The organism is Meiothermus cerbereus (assembly GCF_051297115.1).
GTDB lineage: Bacteria > Deinococcota > Deinococci > Deinococcales > Thermaceae > Meiothermus > Meiothermus cerbereus_A.
In genome coordinates this window covers 1-15118 of the sequence record NZ_JBEVAL010000059.1, presented here as the reverse complement: position 1 = coordinate 15118, position 15118 = coordinate 1, and the positions used below count along the sequence as shown (strand labels likewise).

The 15118-nt window shown below is 60.1% G+C and carries 19 protein-coding genes; 12 read left to right on the top strand and 7 right to left on the bottom strand.

Annotated features, from left to right (window positions below):
* Positions 1-114: 114 nt before the first annotated feature.
* Genes gap through ABWU19_RS11275 form a run of 4 tightly spaced genes read left to right on the top strand, consistent with a single transcriptional unit; the run spans position 115 to position 3814 of the window.
* Positions 115-1107, top strand: a complete 993-nt coding sequence (gene gap / locus ABWU19_RS11290; RefSeq protein WP_435901783.1) for a type I glyceraldehyde-3-phosphate dehydrogenase — start codon at positions 115-117, stop codon at positions 1105-1107.
* A gap of 60 nt (positions 1108-1167) precedes the next feature.
* Positions 1168-2355 carry a phosphoglycerate kinase gene (locus ABWU19_RS11285; RefSeq protein ID WP_435901782.1) on the top strand — a complete coding sequence of 396 codons (1188 nt, stop codon included), beginning with the start codon at positions 1168-1170 and terminating at the stop codon, positions 2353-2355.
* Between the two features lie 3 nt (positions 2356-2358).
* Positions 2359-2814, top strand: a complete 456-nt coding sequence (locus tag ABWU19_RS11280) for a GNAT family N-acetyltransferase (protein ID WP_435901781.1) — start codon at positions 2359-2361, stop codon at positions 2812-2814.
* A 46-nt stretch (positions 2815-2860) separates the two neighbouring features.
* On the top strand, positions 2861-3814 hold the full coding sequence (locus ABWU19_RS11275) for a nitroreductase family protein (RefSeq protein ID WP_435901780.1): 954 nt from the start codon (positions 2861-2863) through the stop codon (positions 3812-3814).
* Here the strand turns inward: ABWU19_RS11275 and ABWU19_RS11270 are convergent.
* From ABWU19_RS11270 to ABWU19_RS11255, 4 genes are all read right to left on the bottom strand, one after another.
* Positions 3804-4163 (bottom strand): bleomycin resistance protein, encoded by a 360-nt coding sequence (locus ABWU19_RS11270; protein WP_435901784.1) that lies wholly within the window; start codon positions 4161-4163, stop codon positions 3804-3806. The genes ABWU19_RS11275 and ABWU19_RS11270 overlap by 11 nt on opposite strands.
* Before the next feature lie 198 nt (positions 4164-4361).
* Positions 4362-5258, bottom strand: coding sequence for a VOC family protein (locus ABWU19_RS11265; protein WP_435901779.1), 897 nt, complete (start codon positions 5256-5258; stop codon positions 4362-4364).
* 65 nt (positions 5259-5323) lie between these two features.
* Entirely contained in the window at positions 5324-5704 is a 381-nt protein-coding gene (locus tag ABWU19_RS11260) for an Lrp/AsnC ligand binding domain-containing protein (RefSeq protein ID WP_435901778.1), read from the bottom strand.
* 51 nt (positions 5705-5755) lie between these two features.
* Positions 5756-6052, bottom strand: a complete 297-nt coding sequence (locus ABWU19_RS11255) for a hypothetical protein (protein WP_435901777.1) — start codon at positions 6050-6052, stop codon at positions 5756-5758.
* A gap of 108 nt (positions 6053-6160) precedes the next feature.
* Here ABWU19_RS11255 and ABWU19_RS11250 point away from each other — a divergent pair, with 108 nt between their 5' ends.
* The 7 genes from ABWU19_RS11250 (at position 6161) to folE2 (ending at position 11688) form a co-directional block, all read left to right on the top strand.
* Positions 6161-6553, top strand: coding sequence for a helix-turn-helix domain-containing protein (locus ABWU19_RS11250; protein ID WP_027876196.1), 393 nt, complete (start codon positions 6161-6163; stop codon positions 6551-6553).
* Between the two features lie 165 nt (positions 6554-6718).
* Positions 6719-7186 carry a GyrI-like domain-containing protein gene (locus tag ABWU19_RS11245; RefSeq protein ID WP_435901776.1) on the top strand — a complete coding sequence of 156 codons (468 nt, stop codon included), beginning with the start codon at positions 6719-6721 and terminating at the stop codon, positions 7184-7186.
* 43 nt (positions 7187-7229) lie between these two features.
* Positions 7230-7955 carry an ImmA/IrrE family metallo-endopeptidase gene (locus ABWU19_RS11240; RefSeq protein WP_435901775.1) on the top strand — a complete coding sequence of 242 codons (726 nt, stop codon included), beginning with the start codon at positions 7230-7232 and terminating at the stop codon, positions 7953-7955.
* 64 nt (positions 7956-8019) lie between these two features.
* Positions 8020-9216, top strand: a complete 1197-nt coding sequence (locus ABWU19_RS11235; protein ID WP_435901774.1) for a DNA glycosylase AlkZ-like family protein — start codon at positions 8020-8022, stop codon at positions 9214-9216.
* A 51-nt stretch (positions 9217-9267) separates the two neighbouring features.
* Positions 9268-9684: an NUDIX domain-containing protein gene (locus ABWU19_RS11230; protein ID WP_435901773.1), complete on the top strand. Its 417-nt coding sequence runs from the start codon at positions 9268-9270 to the stop codon at positions 9682-9684.
* On the top strand, positions 9681-10394 hold the full coding sequence (gene tmpR, locus ABWU19_RS11225) for a bifunctional dihydropteridine reductase/dihydrofolate reductase TmpR (protein WP_435901772.1): 714 nt from the start codon (positions 9681-9683) through the stop codon (positions 10392-10394). Before ABWU19_RS11230 ends, tmpR begins: the two co-directional genes overlap by 4 nt.
* Before the next feature lie 262 nt (positions 10395-10656).
* On the top strand, positions 10657-11688 hold the full coding sequence (gene folE2 / locus ABWU19_RS11220; protein ID WP_435901771.1) for a GTP cyclohydrolase FolE2: 1032 nt from the start codon (positions 10657-10659) through the stop codon (positions 11686-11688).
* Positions 11689-11727: 39 nt separating this feature from the next.
* Here folE2 and sufU read toward each other — a convergent pair whose 3' ends face one another.
* The 3 genes from sufU to ABWU19_RS11205 are packed head-to-tail and all read right to left on the bottom strand — an operon-like array spanning position 11728 to position 13854.
* The gene (gene sufU / locus ABWU19_RS11215) at positions 11728-12177 is read right to left on the bottom strand and encodes a Fe-S cluster assembly sulfur transfer protein SufU (RefSeq protein WP_435901770.1); all 450 of its coding nucleotides are present in this window, start codon (positions 12175-12177) and stop codon (positions 11728-11730) included.
* A 48-nt stretch (positions 12178-12225) separates the two neighbouring features.
* Positions 12226-13470: an aminotransferase class V-fold PLP-dependent enzyme gene (locus ABWU19_RS11210; RefSeq protein WP_435901769.1), complete on the bottom strand. Its 1245-nt coding sequence runs from the start codon at positions 13468-13470 to the stop codon at positions 12226-12228.
* A gap of 54 nt (positions 13471-13524) precedes the next feature.
* Complete coding sequence (locus ABWU19_RS11205; protein WP_435901768.1) at positions 13525-13854, bottom strand: hypothetical protein; 330 nt, start codon at positions 13852-13854, stop codon at positions 13525-13527.
* Between the two features lie 18 nt (positions 13855-13872).
* Here ABWU19_RS11205 and ABWU19_RS11200 point away from each other — a divergent pair, with 18 nt between their 5' ends.
* Positions 13873-15051: an MFS transporter gene (locus ABWU19_RS11200; protein ID WP_435901767.1), complete on the top strand. Its 1179-nt coding sequence runs from the start codon at positions 13873-13875 to the stop codon at positions 15049-15051.
* The last annotated feature ends 67 nt before the right edge of the window (positions 15052-15118 follow it).

Here is a 15118-nt window from a genome sequence, read left to right as displayed (position 1 = left end):
ATCTTTGCCCACAACTTCAAGCGTCTGGCCAGCGTTTTGTAGGTAGCAACTTGGGTTATAGTATCCAGCGGAGCGCGGAAGCTATCCGGCGTTTAACCCCAACAGGAGGACTATATGAAAGTAGGCATCAACGGTTTCGGGCGTATTGGCCGCCAGGTGTTCCGGATTCTGCAGGAGCGCGGCGTGGAAGTGGTGGGCATCAACGACCTTTCGGACAACGCCATTCTGGCCCATCTCTTCAAATACGACTCCAACTACGGCCGCTTTCCCGGAACCGTCAGTTACGACGAAAAAAACATCACCGTGAACGGCAAGACCATCCGGGTATACGAGGAAAAAGACCCGGCCAACCTACCCTGGGGTGAGATTGGGGCCGATATTGTGATTGAGTCCACCGGGCGCTTTACCAAGCTCGAGGCCGCCGAAGCCCACCTCAAGGCCGGCGCCAAGAAAGTGATCATCAGCGCCCCCGGCAAGGGCGAGATGCTCACGGTGGTGATGGGGGTCAACGAACACATGTACGACCCCACCCAGCACCACGTCATCTCCAACGCCAGCTGCACCACCAACGGCCTGGCCCCGGTAGCCAAGGTGCTCAACGATAACTTTGGCATCGAAAAGGGCATTCTGACCACCGTGCACGCCTACACCGCCAGCCAAAGCCTGGTGGACGCGGTAAAGGACGACCCCCGCGATGCCCGCGCGGCGGCCCTCAACATCGTGCCCAGCGAGACCGGCGCGGCCAAAGCGGTGGGGCTGGTGATACCTGAGCTGAAGGGCAAATTCGGCGGGATGGCCTTCCGCGTGCCCACCAGCACGGTCTCGGTGGTGGACTTCACCGCTGTTCTGAACAAAGAAGCCAGCAAGGAAGAGATCAACGCCGCCATGAAGAGAGCTGCCGAAGGCCCCATGAAGGGCATCCTGGCCTACACCGAGGAACCCCTGGTCAGCAGCGACCTCAAGGGCGACCCCCACTCCTCCATTTTTAGCGCCCTCGACACCCTGGTGGTGGGCAACCTGGTCAAGGTGGTGAGCTGGTACGACAACGAGTGGGGCTATAGCTGCCGCGTGGCCGACCTGGCCGAGTACATCGGCAAGAGGCTGTGAGTATTTCCCTCACCCCACCCCTCTCCTGCCCGGGAGAGGGGGTTTGCCAGGAGGTAAACCGTGCGAACACTAAAAGACTTCAATGCAGCCGGCAAGCGCGTGCTGGTGCGCGTTGATTTCAACGTGCCCATCAAGGAAGGCAAGGTCAAGGACGAGACCCGGGTGGTGGCGGCCATCCCGACGCTAAAACACCTCTTGGAACAGGGCGCTACGCTGATACTGTTCTCGCACCTGGGGCGTCCCAAGGGTGGATTCGAAGAGGCCAGCAGCCTGGCCCCCGTAGCCCCGGTGCTGGAAAAGCACCTGGGCAAGCCGGTTATTTTCGTTGGGGGCTCACCCGAACTCACACCTGCCAGCGATGCGACCCTAAAGCGTGTCCAGGCTGCCCCCCCTGGATCGGTAATTCTGCTGGACAATGTGCGCTTCGAGCCCGGCGAAGAGAAAAACGACGAAGCCCTGGCAAGAAAGTTCGCACGTCTGGGCGATGCCTTTGTGCTCGACGCCTTCGGTTCGGCCCACCGGGCCCATGCCTCGGTAACCGGCGTGGCCCAGTTTTTGCCGAGCTATGCGGGCTTCCTGATGGAAAAGGAGGTTGAAAGCATCGGCAGGGTGCTACACAACCCCGAAAAGCCCTACTGGGTGGTGCTGGGCGGGGCCAAGGTCTCGGACAAGATTGGGGTGATCGAGAACCTCTTGCCCAGGGTAACCGGCATGGTGATCGGTGGGGCCATGGCCTTCACCTTCATCAAGGCCCAGGGGGGGCAGGTGGGTAAGAGCCTGGTGGAGGACGACAAACTGGATCTGGCCCGCAATCTGCTCAAAAAAGCCGCCGACCTGGGGGTAACACTGCTACTGCCCACCGATGTGGTGGCCGCGCAAAAAATCGAGGCGGGGGCCCCTACCCGCATCATGCCCGCCCATGCCATTGAACCCGACTGGATGGGGCTGGACATCGGGCCTGAGAGCGCTAATGCTTTTGCCCAAGCTCTACAAGGCGCCAAGACTGTGTTGTGGAACGGGCCCATGGGCGTTTTTGAAATTGACGACTTTGCCAAGGGAACCCTGGCCGTGGGCGAGGCCATTGCCCGGCTGGAAGGGGCTTTTACTGTAATTGGCGGGGGTGACTCGGTAGCGGCGGCCAACAAGCTAGGTGTGGCGGATAAGTTCAGCCACGTGTCCACCGGCGGGGGGGCCAGCCTCGAGCTCTTGGAGCTCGGTACCCTCCCCGGCATCGAAGCGCTAAGCTAGGGCATGCACCTACGCATCCAGTCCGAGCGACCCGACAGCGCTGTGGCTAGCGCCCTGATCGCAGAGCTGGATGCAGTCCTGAAACCCCACTACCCCCCGCAAAGCCGCCACGGCTACAGCGTAGAAAAGCTAATCCAGCAAAGGGTCGCGTTTTTTGTGGCATACCTCGAGGAGCAGGCGGCAGGCTGTGGTGGGGTGCAGCTTTTTGGCAGCGAATACGCCGAAATCAAGCGCATGTACGTGCGCCCGGAATTTCGCGGTCGGGGTGTGGGAAAACAACTGCTGGCCCATCTGGAAGCCTACGCCGCCGAGCACGGCATCCAGGTGCTTCGCCTCGAGACCGGGGTGTTCCAGACCGAAGCCATCGCCTTGTATCGGAGTTTCGGCTTTCGGCGCATCCCCCCCTTTGGCCCCTACTTTGAAGACCCCTTGAGCATCTGCATGGAAAAGAAGCCTTAAGAGCGGCGCCACAGTTAAACCCACTGCCAGACGATAGGCTAACCCTGTGAACGACCTTTACACCCTGTACCGACAGCGCGCCAGCGTGCGCAAGTTCAAACCCGAGCCCTTACGCGAAGGCGACCTGGACAAAATTCTCTTTGCCGCCCAGCGAGCCCCCACCGACGCCACCGCCCAGATGTACAGCCTGCTGCGCATCAGCGACCCCGAGCTAAGGCGCAAGGTAAGTAGCCACTCCGGCAGCAACCCCCACATCGAGACCTGCGCCGAGTTCTTTTTGATTCTGGCCGACGTCTACCGCCTGCGCCGGCTGGTCGAGCACCGGGGCGGGGTGTTTGGGCGCTGGCCCCGCACCGCGCTGCACTTTGCCATTACCGATGCCGTACTGGCCGGAAGCGCCCTGGCCACCATGGCCGAGAGTCTGGGCTACGGCATTGTGTGGATTGGAGGGGTGCTGAACGGCATAAGGGAAATTAGGGCGCTGTGTGGACTGCCGCAGGGGGTGGTGCCGGTGGCCGGGCTGTGTGTGGGTGTGCCCGACGAAACCCCCGCCCCCCGCCCACGCCTGCCCCGCGGGCTGGTGGTGCACGAAAACCAGTACCACGACTATAGCCCGGAAGCCCTCGAGCAGGCCTACACCGCAATGGCCCCCATCACCAAGAGCGGCGACTGGTACAGGGTGTTGGAGCGGTACTTTGCCCAAGGCGGCACCATGGAGCAGCGCGAGCCCGCCTACCAGCAGCTTTCCGCACAGCAGGGCTTCGAGCCCGATCTACCGCCTGAATTGCTCGAGGCGCTGCAAGAAAAGGGCCTCGAGGTGGGCTCACTGGGCCAGCTCATCGAAGCCACCTTCGCCCAGGGCTTCCGCAGCCTGCAGTTTCACAGCAAGGGCTACGTCTGGATTGAAAAAGAACCCGAAGCCTACCGGGGCGAGGGCAAACCCGGCGAAGCCCTCGGCAAGGCTTTGCTCGAGGCCCCCAAAGAGCGGGTTATCCCGTGAGCTCCTGGTAGACCCGAATGGCCACACCTGAAGGGTCGAGGACGGTAAACTCGCGCGTACCCCAGGGCTTGTTTTCCAGCTTGCCGTTGGGATGCACAAGGCCCGCCGCCTCGCAGGCCACATAGAGCAAATCTACCTCGTCTACCTCCAGCCGCAAGACATAGTTCTGGCCCACCTGGGGGTTGGGCTCGAGGTAGAAGTGCAGCCGCAGCCCATCCCGGCTCAACCCGCCGTACTCGACCGGGTTCTCGCCCCAGGTAAAGGGGTCCTGGAAGCCCAGATAGGTCTGATAAAACCGCAGCGACTCCTGCACGTCGCGGCTGGGTACGACTGGGATACACGCCAGCATCTTCACCTGCATAGGCTACCTCAAAAGTGGGGGATGACCTGCAGATCGCCCCGGTTTGCTAAACGGGTTCACAAACCGCTCATAAGAAAGGTTCTTGATTCGTTCTTTCTGCTGGGCCACCACCTGAAGTGCCGTCAAGCGCTGCACTTACATCCAGTTGGTTTTGACCCAAACAGAAAGCTTCAGGTGGGGTTCACATCAAGCGTAGGCCCTTTGCAACTCGGCCAAGTCGAGCTTTTTCATCTGAAGCACGGCCTGGTTAACCCGGTTTACCCGATCTGGGTCGGGGTCTTGCAGCATGCGCCCCAGGGCCCTTGGCACAATTTGCCAGCTCAGGCCGTATTTGTCCTTGAGCCAACCGCACTGTTCTGCTTCCGGTACCGCCGAGAGCTGGGTCCAGTAATGGTCAATCTCGGCCTGGGAGTCGCAATAAACCATGAACGAGATGGCTTCGTTGAAGGCAAAGTTGTGCGGCTGGGCGCTGTCCATGGCGGCAAACCACTGGCCCTCCAACATGAAATCGCTATACATCAGGGTGCCTTCTCGCTCGGGCTCCGCGCCCGCCGGATACCGCATGGCTGTTCCCCGCCGCGCATTGGCGAACACCGATACATAGAAGTCCTGAGCTTCCTCGGCCCTGCCACACACCTCACCCACAAACAGCAGCGCGGGGGTGATGAAAGGACGCGCTTCACCGCTAGGATTGGAGAGGATGAGCTGCCAGGAAAGCCCATACCGGTCTTGCACCCAGCCGAAGAGGGGGGCAAAGGGGTATGCGGCCAGCGGCATCAGCACGCTGCCTCCCGGCAGGAGCTGGTTCCACAGGGCCTCGAGGTCTTGAGGGGTACGCCCCTGGGAAGGGTCAAAGTTGAGGATAAACGAGGTGGAGGGGTTAAACTTGAACAACGGCCCCGCGCTGATGGCCATAAAGGGCTGGCCCGCCAGCTCAAACGAGACCAGGTCGCAGTCGCCCGAGGGCGTATCACGCAGGACAACCGAGCTATTTATTTTGGAATCTGGAATTGCACTGCAATAGAAAGCGGCGGCTTCTTTGGCTTCTTTATCGAACCATAGGTTGGGTACGATGGTGGGCATTTTGCATCTCCTTGCGCGTCGCACAGACCCGTCGGCCTGTTGCGAGGTCAGATTTAGTCGGCTTTCTAGGCCGCCAGCTTTACCGAAATCTTCTTGACCCCTGGGGTAGACTGCACCTCGGTCAGAAGGGTTTGCAGCGCTTCGAAGTTGTGCTGCTCCACCACCAGCACCGCCTCGGAAGCTCCCAGCAAGGCATCGGCCTTGACCACCCCTGGCAGGCGGCTCAGGGCCCGCACAATGCGCTTAGGCTGGGCGCATGAAACGAAGATATAAGCGGATACACAGCAGGTATTCTCCACCACCGAAACCTGGGCTTGCTGAGCGAGTTGCATCATGCGGGCCTCCTGTACAGCTTTTGGAACGGTGGGGCCAATCCCCACGGTTTCCTCGAGTAAGCGTTGTTGCCGATACCTGGCTTCTATTTCCCAAAAAAAGGCAGAAAACATAATCACCCCACCCGGCTGAGCAGATTCTGCTTCCGGCAAAAAAACCACACGCTAGCTTGCAATTGGAAAGGATTCTCGTTCGGGCAGACTAAAGCGGTTAAACATCCGAGACAGGCGGCCCTCGGGGTAGTAGGTCGTGCGGTACTGGATGGTGGCCTCGAGCCAGGCTTTAGCCAGGGGCTGGGCCGTGGGGCGAAGCAGGGGTATTTTGGCGCGCAGCTCGTTTTCCAGGGCCCACAACCCAATCTGGCCCTTGCGGTTGTCCAGTTCAATAAGGACATTAAGCACTTCGCTGGGGTGTACCGCACCACGCCCCACGGACTTCCAAACAATTTCGCTGATGTTCATACGTCCGCCTCCCGTTATGATATTAGCATAATCTATCTGCATAACGCAATACCCATAAGGGGACATTACGTCTTGACCGTATAAAACTTTTATGCTACCGTCAGAAACATGACACTAGCTGAACGTCTTCGCGAACTGCGCACCCAACAGGGTTGGCGTCTAAAAGATTTATCCCTGAAAAGTGGGCTTTCCGTGCCCTACCTGTCCGACCTCGAGCGGGGCCGTACCAACCCTTCCCTCGACACCCTGCAAACCCTGGCCAACTCCTACAACGTCTCGGTCAACGACCTGCTGGCCCCGGTAGACTTCTACGGCGAGCGCACCGAAGCCTCGTTGCCGAAGGGACTGGCCGAACTCATCGCCGACCCCCAGCTTGGGGCAGAAATTACACCCGAGTGGCAGCGCACCCTGGCCCGCATCGAGCTGCGGGGCAAGCGTCCGGAGTCTAAGCGCGACTGGTACGAAATTTTCCTGCACCTCAAGCGGGTGCTGGAAGGCTAAAGCGGTTTTTGGCCTAAAACGCCAGATTGAAACCAATCCGAAAGATGATGGCTTCCTGTCATCATCTTTTTTTTGACCCGACTCGCTTGCTATCTGACCCCCTGGTGCAGTTGCGTGTGCCAGCTCAGTGCAATCGTTTAGCTTACAGCCGGCCATAATAGGGTTATGGAGCAACCTGTACGTACCAAGGAGTCTGGCTTTTTTGTGGCGGGTTATGCAGTTCGCACCAGCCTGGCCCTGGAGCAAAACCCCCAGACCGCCCGGATTCCTCCGCTCTGGAGCAAAATCGAAAGCGGGGAGCTCGAGCTGCAGATACCTAAGCGCCTGGCCAAAGGAAAGCCCTTTGTGGTTTACCACAGCTACGAAAGCGAGCAGGGCCCTTTCTCGGTGCTGCTGGGCTACCAGGTACTGGGACAGGACGATGTCCCACCCGGCCTGAGCGGGCTCAGCATTCCGGGGGGACGGTACTTGATGTTTACGGTGCTGGGTTCCAGGCCAGAATTGGTCAGGCAAGCCTGGCAGCAAATCCGGGCCTATTTCCAGCAGCCCAGTACCCCGACAAGGGCCTATACTTTCGATTATGAAGTGTACGAAAATACCCAGCGGGTTTCGATATTTGTAGCCATCAAGTAGCCTGGCGCTATGCCTATAGCGGGAGAATACCGTTAGGAGAAAAATGCCGCTAGACCTCAGACCCAGGGTAATCGAACTGGCGCAGGACTTCCGCAAAGCCCACGCCCCCCTCACGCCCGAGCGCCTGGCCGGGGGCATTGGTGCGAGCCTCTCCTACGGCAAGCTGCCGGAGGGCCGGTTTGGGGCGCTGGTACCGGGACAGAATCATATTCTGATTGACCAGGACTCGCCCCCCCGGCGCCAGCGTTTTACCCTGGCGCACGAGGTAATGCACGTCTTGATTCAACAGGACGACGACCTGCTCTCCGACCTGCACGAAGCCTACCAAGGCCAGGAGCTGGAAAGAGAGCTCGAGGCCCTGTGCAACCTGGGGGCTGCCGAGATGCTGCTTCCCGGTCAGGTGGTAGAAGCTGCCATTGCCAAAAAAGGCCAGAGCCCAAAGCTGGTGCCCGAACTGGCCGAGCTGCATCAGGTATCGGAAGAAGTGGTCATCATTGCGCTGGCCGAGCGCGGCCCCGTTCCCTCCATTGTGCTGATGGCCGGCAACAAACCCCTGCGGGTCTATTTCAGCGCCAGGCATCCGCGCATCTTCGACCGGGTGAGCCGTGGCACCGGCTTCCGCCGAGATGACCCCTTAGTTATAGCGTTCGAAACCGGCTTGCCGCAAAAAGCCAAGACCACTTTGCCCAACCATAGGGTGCTGTATGGCCTCGAGGCCTACCCCAAAGGTGGGCGGGTTTATGCGGTCTATAAGGAGTTGAAGAACTAGCACGCCCTTCATAATCCTTGAACCCACAGCAACCATGCAGCCTATTGCTACCACAACCTCAACCTTGCGAAAGCTGATCCTGGCTCAGCAGGGTTTGCTTCGCTGGCGCGGTGGACAAGGCGCATTCACCGAGGGGGTGCCCTGGAACGAACTTTACCAGGGAGTGTCGGGCACGCTCGAGGTACTCAAGAAATTGGAAGCCGTTCAGCTCGATCCGGTAGCTGTGGTGGAACGCAATCATCATCTGGTATTTTTGAATCGCGTTGAAGACTACAAAACGGCTTTTCTGGAAGCTTTATACCCGCAAAAGCTGGTTTTTGAATATTGGGCACAAGCCCGCTGCGTTATGCCCATCGAGGACTGGCCTCTGTTCGAGTGGCGACGTGAACACTGGAGACTCGAGCATACCCTCCAAAGCCGCCACCGACACAATACAGATGCTTACAATACGGAAATCTTCCAGGCCGTGGCCTATATCAAAGAGCGGCTAACCCAAAAAGATCCACTGCCTGCTCGGCTTCTCGATACCGGTAAGCGAGTCCTTGGCTACTGGGGATTCACCCATAAGGCCACTTCACAGGCCATCGAGCACCTATGGGAAGCTGGGGAGCTTGTGGTCGCTCAGCGCGCAAATGAGGAACGATATTTTGCCCTGACAAGCGATTGGTTGCCCACAACTGTCCGTCGCGGGGGGGCCGAAAGCGCGGAATCAAGGCAGGGTTTGTTGCTCAAGTTCATCCGTGCATATGGCGTGGTAGATGCTTCAGATCCACGCCTTGGCTGGCACAACTGGTCCGTGGGGGAGCGCAAAAGCGAACTCGCACGGCTAAGCAAAGCCGGGCATATTGTTCCACTCGATATTAAGGATGCAAAACTCCGGCGGACTTATTATCTTTGGTCTCAGTTAATCCCGCTTCTGGCGGCTCTGCAAAATGCCATAGTCTCGCCCAGGGTCTACTTCCTCTCCCCACTCGATAACCTACTTTGGCGGCGCGAACGCGTTCTGGATTTGTGGGGCTTCGACTACAAATGGGAAATCTACGTACCCGAGCATAGACGCACTTATGGCCCGTATGTTTTGCCCATCCTGGAGGGCGAGCACCTCGTGGGGCGTTTAGATGCCCGTCTGGACAGAAAGAACAAACAACTGGAGGTGAGGCGAGTCTTCTGGGAGCAAGAGCCAGACAAGCGTCGGGTGGCACGCATCGAAAAAGCCCTCGAAGGCTTCGCCGAGAGGCTCGGCGTCAGCCGCTCACGCTAGCCTCGAGCACCTTTTACTCTTAGCATTGGCTGTAATCTGATTGCAGCGTTTATGGAGTATCAATACCCTATCCCCACCGTGGGCGCCCTGGTTGGCAGCCCCTCAGGCAAAGTACTGATAGTCAAAACCAGCAAATGGCAGGGCTTATGGGGCGTGCCGGGGGGCAAGATTGAGTGGGGCGAGTCCCTGGAAGCGGCATTGCGGCGAGAGTTCCGGGAAGAGGTCGGCCTCGAGCTCTTCAACATCCGCTATGCCCTGTTGCTGGAGGGGGTGTTTGACCCACAGTTTTACAAACCCATGCACTTTTTGTTCGTCAACTACTTTGCTCAGTGTTCAAGTGAAGAAATCCACCCCAACGAAGAAATTGTGGAGTGGGCCTGGGTTCGCCCAGAAGAAGCGCTCAGCTATCCCCTGAACCGCATCACCCGCACCCTGCTGGAGGCGTACATGGGCCAGGGGGCAGCATGAGCAAAGTGGCCCTGGTTACCGGCTCGGCCAAGGGGATTGGGCGGGCCATCGTGCTGGCGCTGGCCCAGCGGGGTTTTGATGTGGCCGTGCACTACCACACCAGTGCCCTCGAGGCCGAACAAACCCGCCAGGAAGCCGAGCGGCTGGGGGTTCGGGCCATCAAGGCACAAGCCGACGTTACCGAGCCTCATCAAGCACAGGCGCTCGTCGCTGCGGTGGCCGAGCAGCTGGGGGGCCTGCAGGTGCTGGTCAACAACGTAGGCGACTACCTCAAAAAACCCATTGACGAGGTCTCCCCCGAAGAATGGCAGCGGATGATCGACTCCAACCTCAACGCGCCGTTTTATCTGACCCAGGCTGCCCTCCCCTACCTGAGCCAGAGCGGCTATGGGCGGGTGGTTAACATCGGGTTCGCCGGGGCGCAGAACCTGCTGGCCCGCCCGGATATTACGCCCTACGTTATCGCCAAAACTGGCCTGATTATCTACAGCAAGTCGCTGGCCCAGCGCCTTGCACCCCGGGGCATCACGGTGAACGTGGTCTCACCGGGGGTGGCCGAAAACTCGATCTCCAAGCCGCTGGCCGAAATTCCTATGGGTCGCCTGGCTAATCTGGAGGAGCTGGCTCGAGCGGTTCAGTTTTTTGTGGAAGAAAATAGCGGCTACCTCACCGGTCAGGTTGTGGAGGTTGCGGGTGGGTGGAATCTCTAGCATTCAGATCCAAGACCCCTGCGGGACGGGATTTTACTGCTGTGGTTCGCGCCCCTGCACACATACCCCAGGAAAAACAAGTGTCCAGGTTACGTTCAGTTTATGTATAAGGTGGCATGCTGTAGCCATGCAGTTGTTCTAAACTGACATTGGTTCCTGAACCGGGATGAAGGGAAGTGGTTCAGGATGCTACTCAAGAGGTTCCCTTCGCTTGAAACACCCGTCAGACTGCTCGAGGTTGCTGACGAAAAAGGAGACACCCTTGCTTAGCTACGACAATAAGCAAATCCTCGATATTCCCCCCTCCAAACTCGACAAAAACGGCGGCAAAAAAGCCTACCTGTTTCGCAATACCGACGGCGCGGAACCCATCATTACCCGCCATTACGACCATCAATTTCAGCCCGACCCCGCCTACAAAGCCAGCCTGCCCGACATGACCGAGACTGTGGACTCGGTCGAAGGGGCCAACGTGGCCATCCAGCAGGTAGGCATCTCGGGCTTCCGGCTGCCGCTCAGGTTTGCGACCCCTAGAGGTGAAGCCCTGACCCTCGAGGCCCGTGTCACCGGCACGGTTTCCCTCCAGGCCGACCTCAAGGGCATCAACATGAGCCGGATTATCCGCAGCTTTTATACCCACAAAGACGCGGTCTTCAGCCTGGATACCCTGGCCCAGGTGGTAGAGGACTACCGCCGCGAGCTGGGCAGCCTGACCGCCCGGGTCAAGGTGGCCTTCAACTACCCCATGCTGGTATCGGCCCTGCGTTCGGGCCTAGAAGGCTACCAGTACTACAGCGGCAGCTACGAAGCCGCCATCGAAGAAAACGGAAGCCTGCGGCGCTTTATAGAGCTGGACTTCGTCTACTCCTCGGCCTGCCCCTGCTCGGCCGAGCTGGCCGAGCACGCCCGCGACCACCGCGGGGTGTATGCCATTCCCCACAGCCAGCGCTCCAAGGCCCGCATCAAGGTGGAGGTCGCCCCCGATACCTCAGTGCACCTGGAAGACCTGATTCAGCACGCCCGCCAGGCCCTCAAGACCGAGACCCAGGTCATGGTCAAGCGTGAGGACGAACAGGCCTTTGCCGAGCTGAACGGGGCCTACGTGAAGTTTGTGGAGGATGCCGCCCGGCTGCTTTACGAGCAGCTCGAGGCCGACAGGCGGATCCACGACTTCCAGGTGGCTTGCTCGCACCTCGAAAGCCTGCACTCCCACGACGCGGTCTCGGTCATCGCCAAGGGCGTACCCGGCGGTTTTCGCGCCGATTTCAACGACTTCAGCACCCTGCTTGGTTAGAAACGAACCTCAGCAAAAGCCCAGGGTGATCAGCCTGGGCTATGCGTTTGGCGCTCGAGACACCGCACCCGCTTGATGGGCCGCTTGTTCCAGGGCATTCCAGGCCAGGGTGGCACACTTGACCCTGGCTGCTAGCTTGTGTACCCCGGACAGCGCGGCCAGGTCGCCTAGCTCGGGGGTGGGGGCAGCCCCGTCCACAATCATGGCCTTGAACTGCTGTTCCAGCGCCAGGGCCTGCTCCCAGGTTTTGCCCTTGACCAGGTCGGTCATCAGCGAGGCCGAAGCCTGCGAAATGGCACAGCCCTGCCCACGAAAGCGCAGGTTGACTATTTGCTCACCATCGGTCTCTACCTGCAACTCAATCTGATCGCCACAGGAAGGGTTGTCGCCCATCACCCGCACGTTGGCCGTCTCCAGCGGCCCATAGTTGTGCGGCGACTTGTAGTGGCGCAGGATGATCTCTTTGTACAGCTCATCCAAAAGGCTCATCAAAACCATTGTAATACCATCTCCTGGAAATCCATTTGCCAGGCATTCTCAGAGCCAGTCTTTGAAAAAGTCCCGCACTTTCTTCAGGGCCTCAATAAAGCGATCCACGTCTTCGGTGGTGGTGTAGACATAAAAACTGGCCCGCACCGTTGCAGGAACCCCTAGTTTGCGGTGCAGGGGTTGGGCACAGTGGTGTCCAGCCCGCACGGCAATACCGTACTGGTCGAGGGCGGTGGCCACGTCGTGGGCATGGATACCGCCCAGCACAAAAGGGATCACCCCGCCCCGGTCGGGGCCGCGGGGGCCAAAGGTACGCACCTCCGGCAGTTCCTCGTCCAGGCGCTTTAGGGCGTAGGCGGCCAGCTCGAGCTCGTGTTGCCATACCCTGTCCATGCCCAGGTTCTGCAGGTATTCCACCGCTTTAGCCAGCCCAACCGCCTCGGCCACTGCCGGGGTTCCGGCCTCGAAGCGCTGGGGGGGCTGGGCGTAGGTGGAACGGTCGACAAAGACCTCCCGAATCATGCTGCCTCCGCCCAGAAAAGGGGCCAGGGTTTCCAGCACCTCGTAGCGCCCCCAGAGCACCCCTATGCCGGTAGGCCCCAGCATCTTGTGCCCGGAAAATGCGTAGAAATCGGCTCCTAAAGCCCGCACATCTATGGGCATGTGGGGCGCCGACTGGGCCCCGTCCACCACCACCAAGGCCCCCACAGCTTTGGCCGCCTGGGCAATCTGGGCCACCGGGTTGACGGTGCCCAGCACGTTGGAGACGTGCATCAGGCTCACCAGCTTAACCCGCTGGGAGAGCAGCGAGTCCAGGGCCGCTAGCTCCAGGCGGCCATCCGGCCCTAGCGGAATGGCTTTGATCCTGGCCCCGGTGCGCTCGCAGACCAGGTGCCAGGGCACCAGGTTGGCGTGGTGCTCCATCTCGGTCAGGAGAATTTCGTCACCGGGCCGCAGGTTGTGCAGGCCCCAGGCGTAGGCCACCAGGTTAAGGGCCTCGGTGGTGTTGCGCACGAAAATAATCTCGCGCTCGTCGGCCCCGATGAAGCGGGCCAGGGTGCGGCGGGCCTGGTCGTAGGCCTCGCTGGCCTGGGCTGAAAGGGTGTAGGCCCCCCGGTGCACGCTGGCGTTGAGTTCGCGGTAATAGCGCGCGACAGCTTCAATTACCACTTCGGGCTTCTGGCTGGTGGCCGCCGAGTTGAGGTAGACCAGGTCGGGGTGGTGCAACAAAAGCGGGAAGTCCTGGCGAATGGCTTGGGGTGTAACGATGGCCATGTAACCAGGGTAGCCCATTTAGGGCCGGTTGTTTAGGGCAGAGGGTTCATTTTGCCGGGTGGCCCCCGCCAACTAACCCAGCGCCAGCCACACCCAGACCCCTAAGGCGAACAAAGCGGCCAGGCCCAACACCACCCGGAAGACCAGCACCAGGTAGCTGGCCCCAAAAAAGAGCACGGCCCCCACCCCCGCCATCCAGGCCCCCGCGACCGAAAGATGGCGGGCCACCCCGTCCAGAAAACCCGGAAGGTCGAGCCGGATGCGCAGCAGGTTTTTCTCCAGGTTGGGGTCCAGGGTCTGGTGGGCCAGGGTGAAGGCCAGCCAGGCCAGGAGTACCCCCAGCGCCACCAGAAGGCCGCCCAGGAGCTCGAGCCATAGTGTAGAAGTCACATTGGCTTTCATAGGGGTAGGATACTGGACATGTCGGCTGCCTCTCGGGTTTTCATAATTCTGCTTCTGGCCTACTTTCTGTCCTACTTTTTCCGTGCTACCAACGCGGTTATCTCGCCCGATTTAAGGCGCGACCTGGGCCTTACTTCGGCAGAGCTGGGCCTGATGACCAGCCTGTTCTACCTGACCTTTGCTGTAGCCCAACTACCCCTGGGCTCCCTGCTCGACCGCTTCGGCCCACGCTTCGTGCACCCGGCCCTCATGCTGTTGGGGGCTACGGGGGCCCTCGTCTTCGCCTCGGCGCAGGACTTCTTCACCCTTTCGCTGGGGCGAGCGCTCCTGGGCATCGGCTTTGCGGCAGCGTTGATGGGCGCTTTGAAGGCTTTTTCGCTGTGGTTTCCGGCCCAGCGTTATGCCAGCATCAGCAGCCTGTATGTGGCCCTGGGCGCCTCGGGGGCCATTGCGGCCTCGAGCCCCCTGGCCTGGCTCAAGGAGCAAATAGGCTGGCGGGCGGTGTTCGAGTGGGGCGCGCTGGTGATTGTGCTGGTGGCCCTGGTGGTGGCGCTGGGGGTACGCAACGCCCCCAGGGGCATGGCGCTACCCCGCAGCGCCCAGGGCGGCAACGCCACCCTGATCTGGCAGAGCGGCCTGTTCTGGCGCATGGGCTGGCTCAACTTCATGTTGGGGGGTGGGTTTTTGGCCTGGCAGACCCTGTGGGGCGGCGACTTTTTGTTCAAGGTGCGGGGTATGGGGAGCCTCGAGGTGGGCAGTATCCTCTTCACCTTCTCGCTGGCCGCCCTGCTGGGCTTTTTGCTGTGCGGCCCCCTGGCCGACCGCTGGGGCCTGCCGCGGGTGCTGCTCTCGGCCAGTATCGCCTTCACCCTGGGGCCCTTGCTGCTGGCCCTGTGGCCCCAGATGCCGCTCTGGGGCATCTACATAACTTACGCACTGATGGGCTTTACCGGCGCTTTTAACATCCTCAGCCTGGCTCAGGCCCGCCTGACCTTCCCCACCGAACTCACCGGACGGGCCGTCACCGCCATCAACTTTATGGGTTTTATGGGGGTGTTCTTGCTCCAGTGGGGCATGGGGGTGGTGCTGGGGCTGAGCAACTACAGTACGGCCTTGCTCATCTGGTCGGTGCTCATCGCGCTGGCAATTGGGGGATACCTGCCGCTGGCCCTGCGCCCTAGCAAAAGGTCTCTTTAACGCCAATTCGGAAAAGGACTTGACACCCAGTGGAAAATAAGGGACGGGGGTGAGTTATGCGACATTA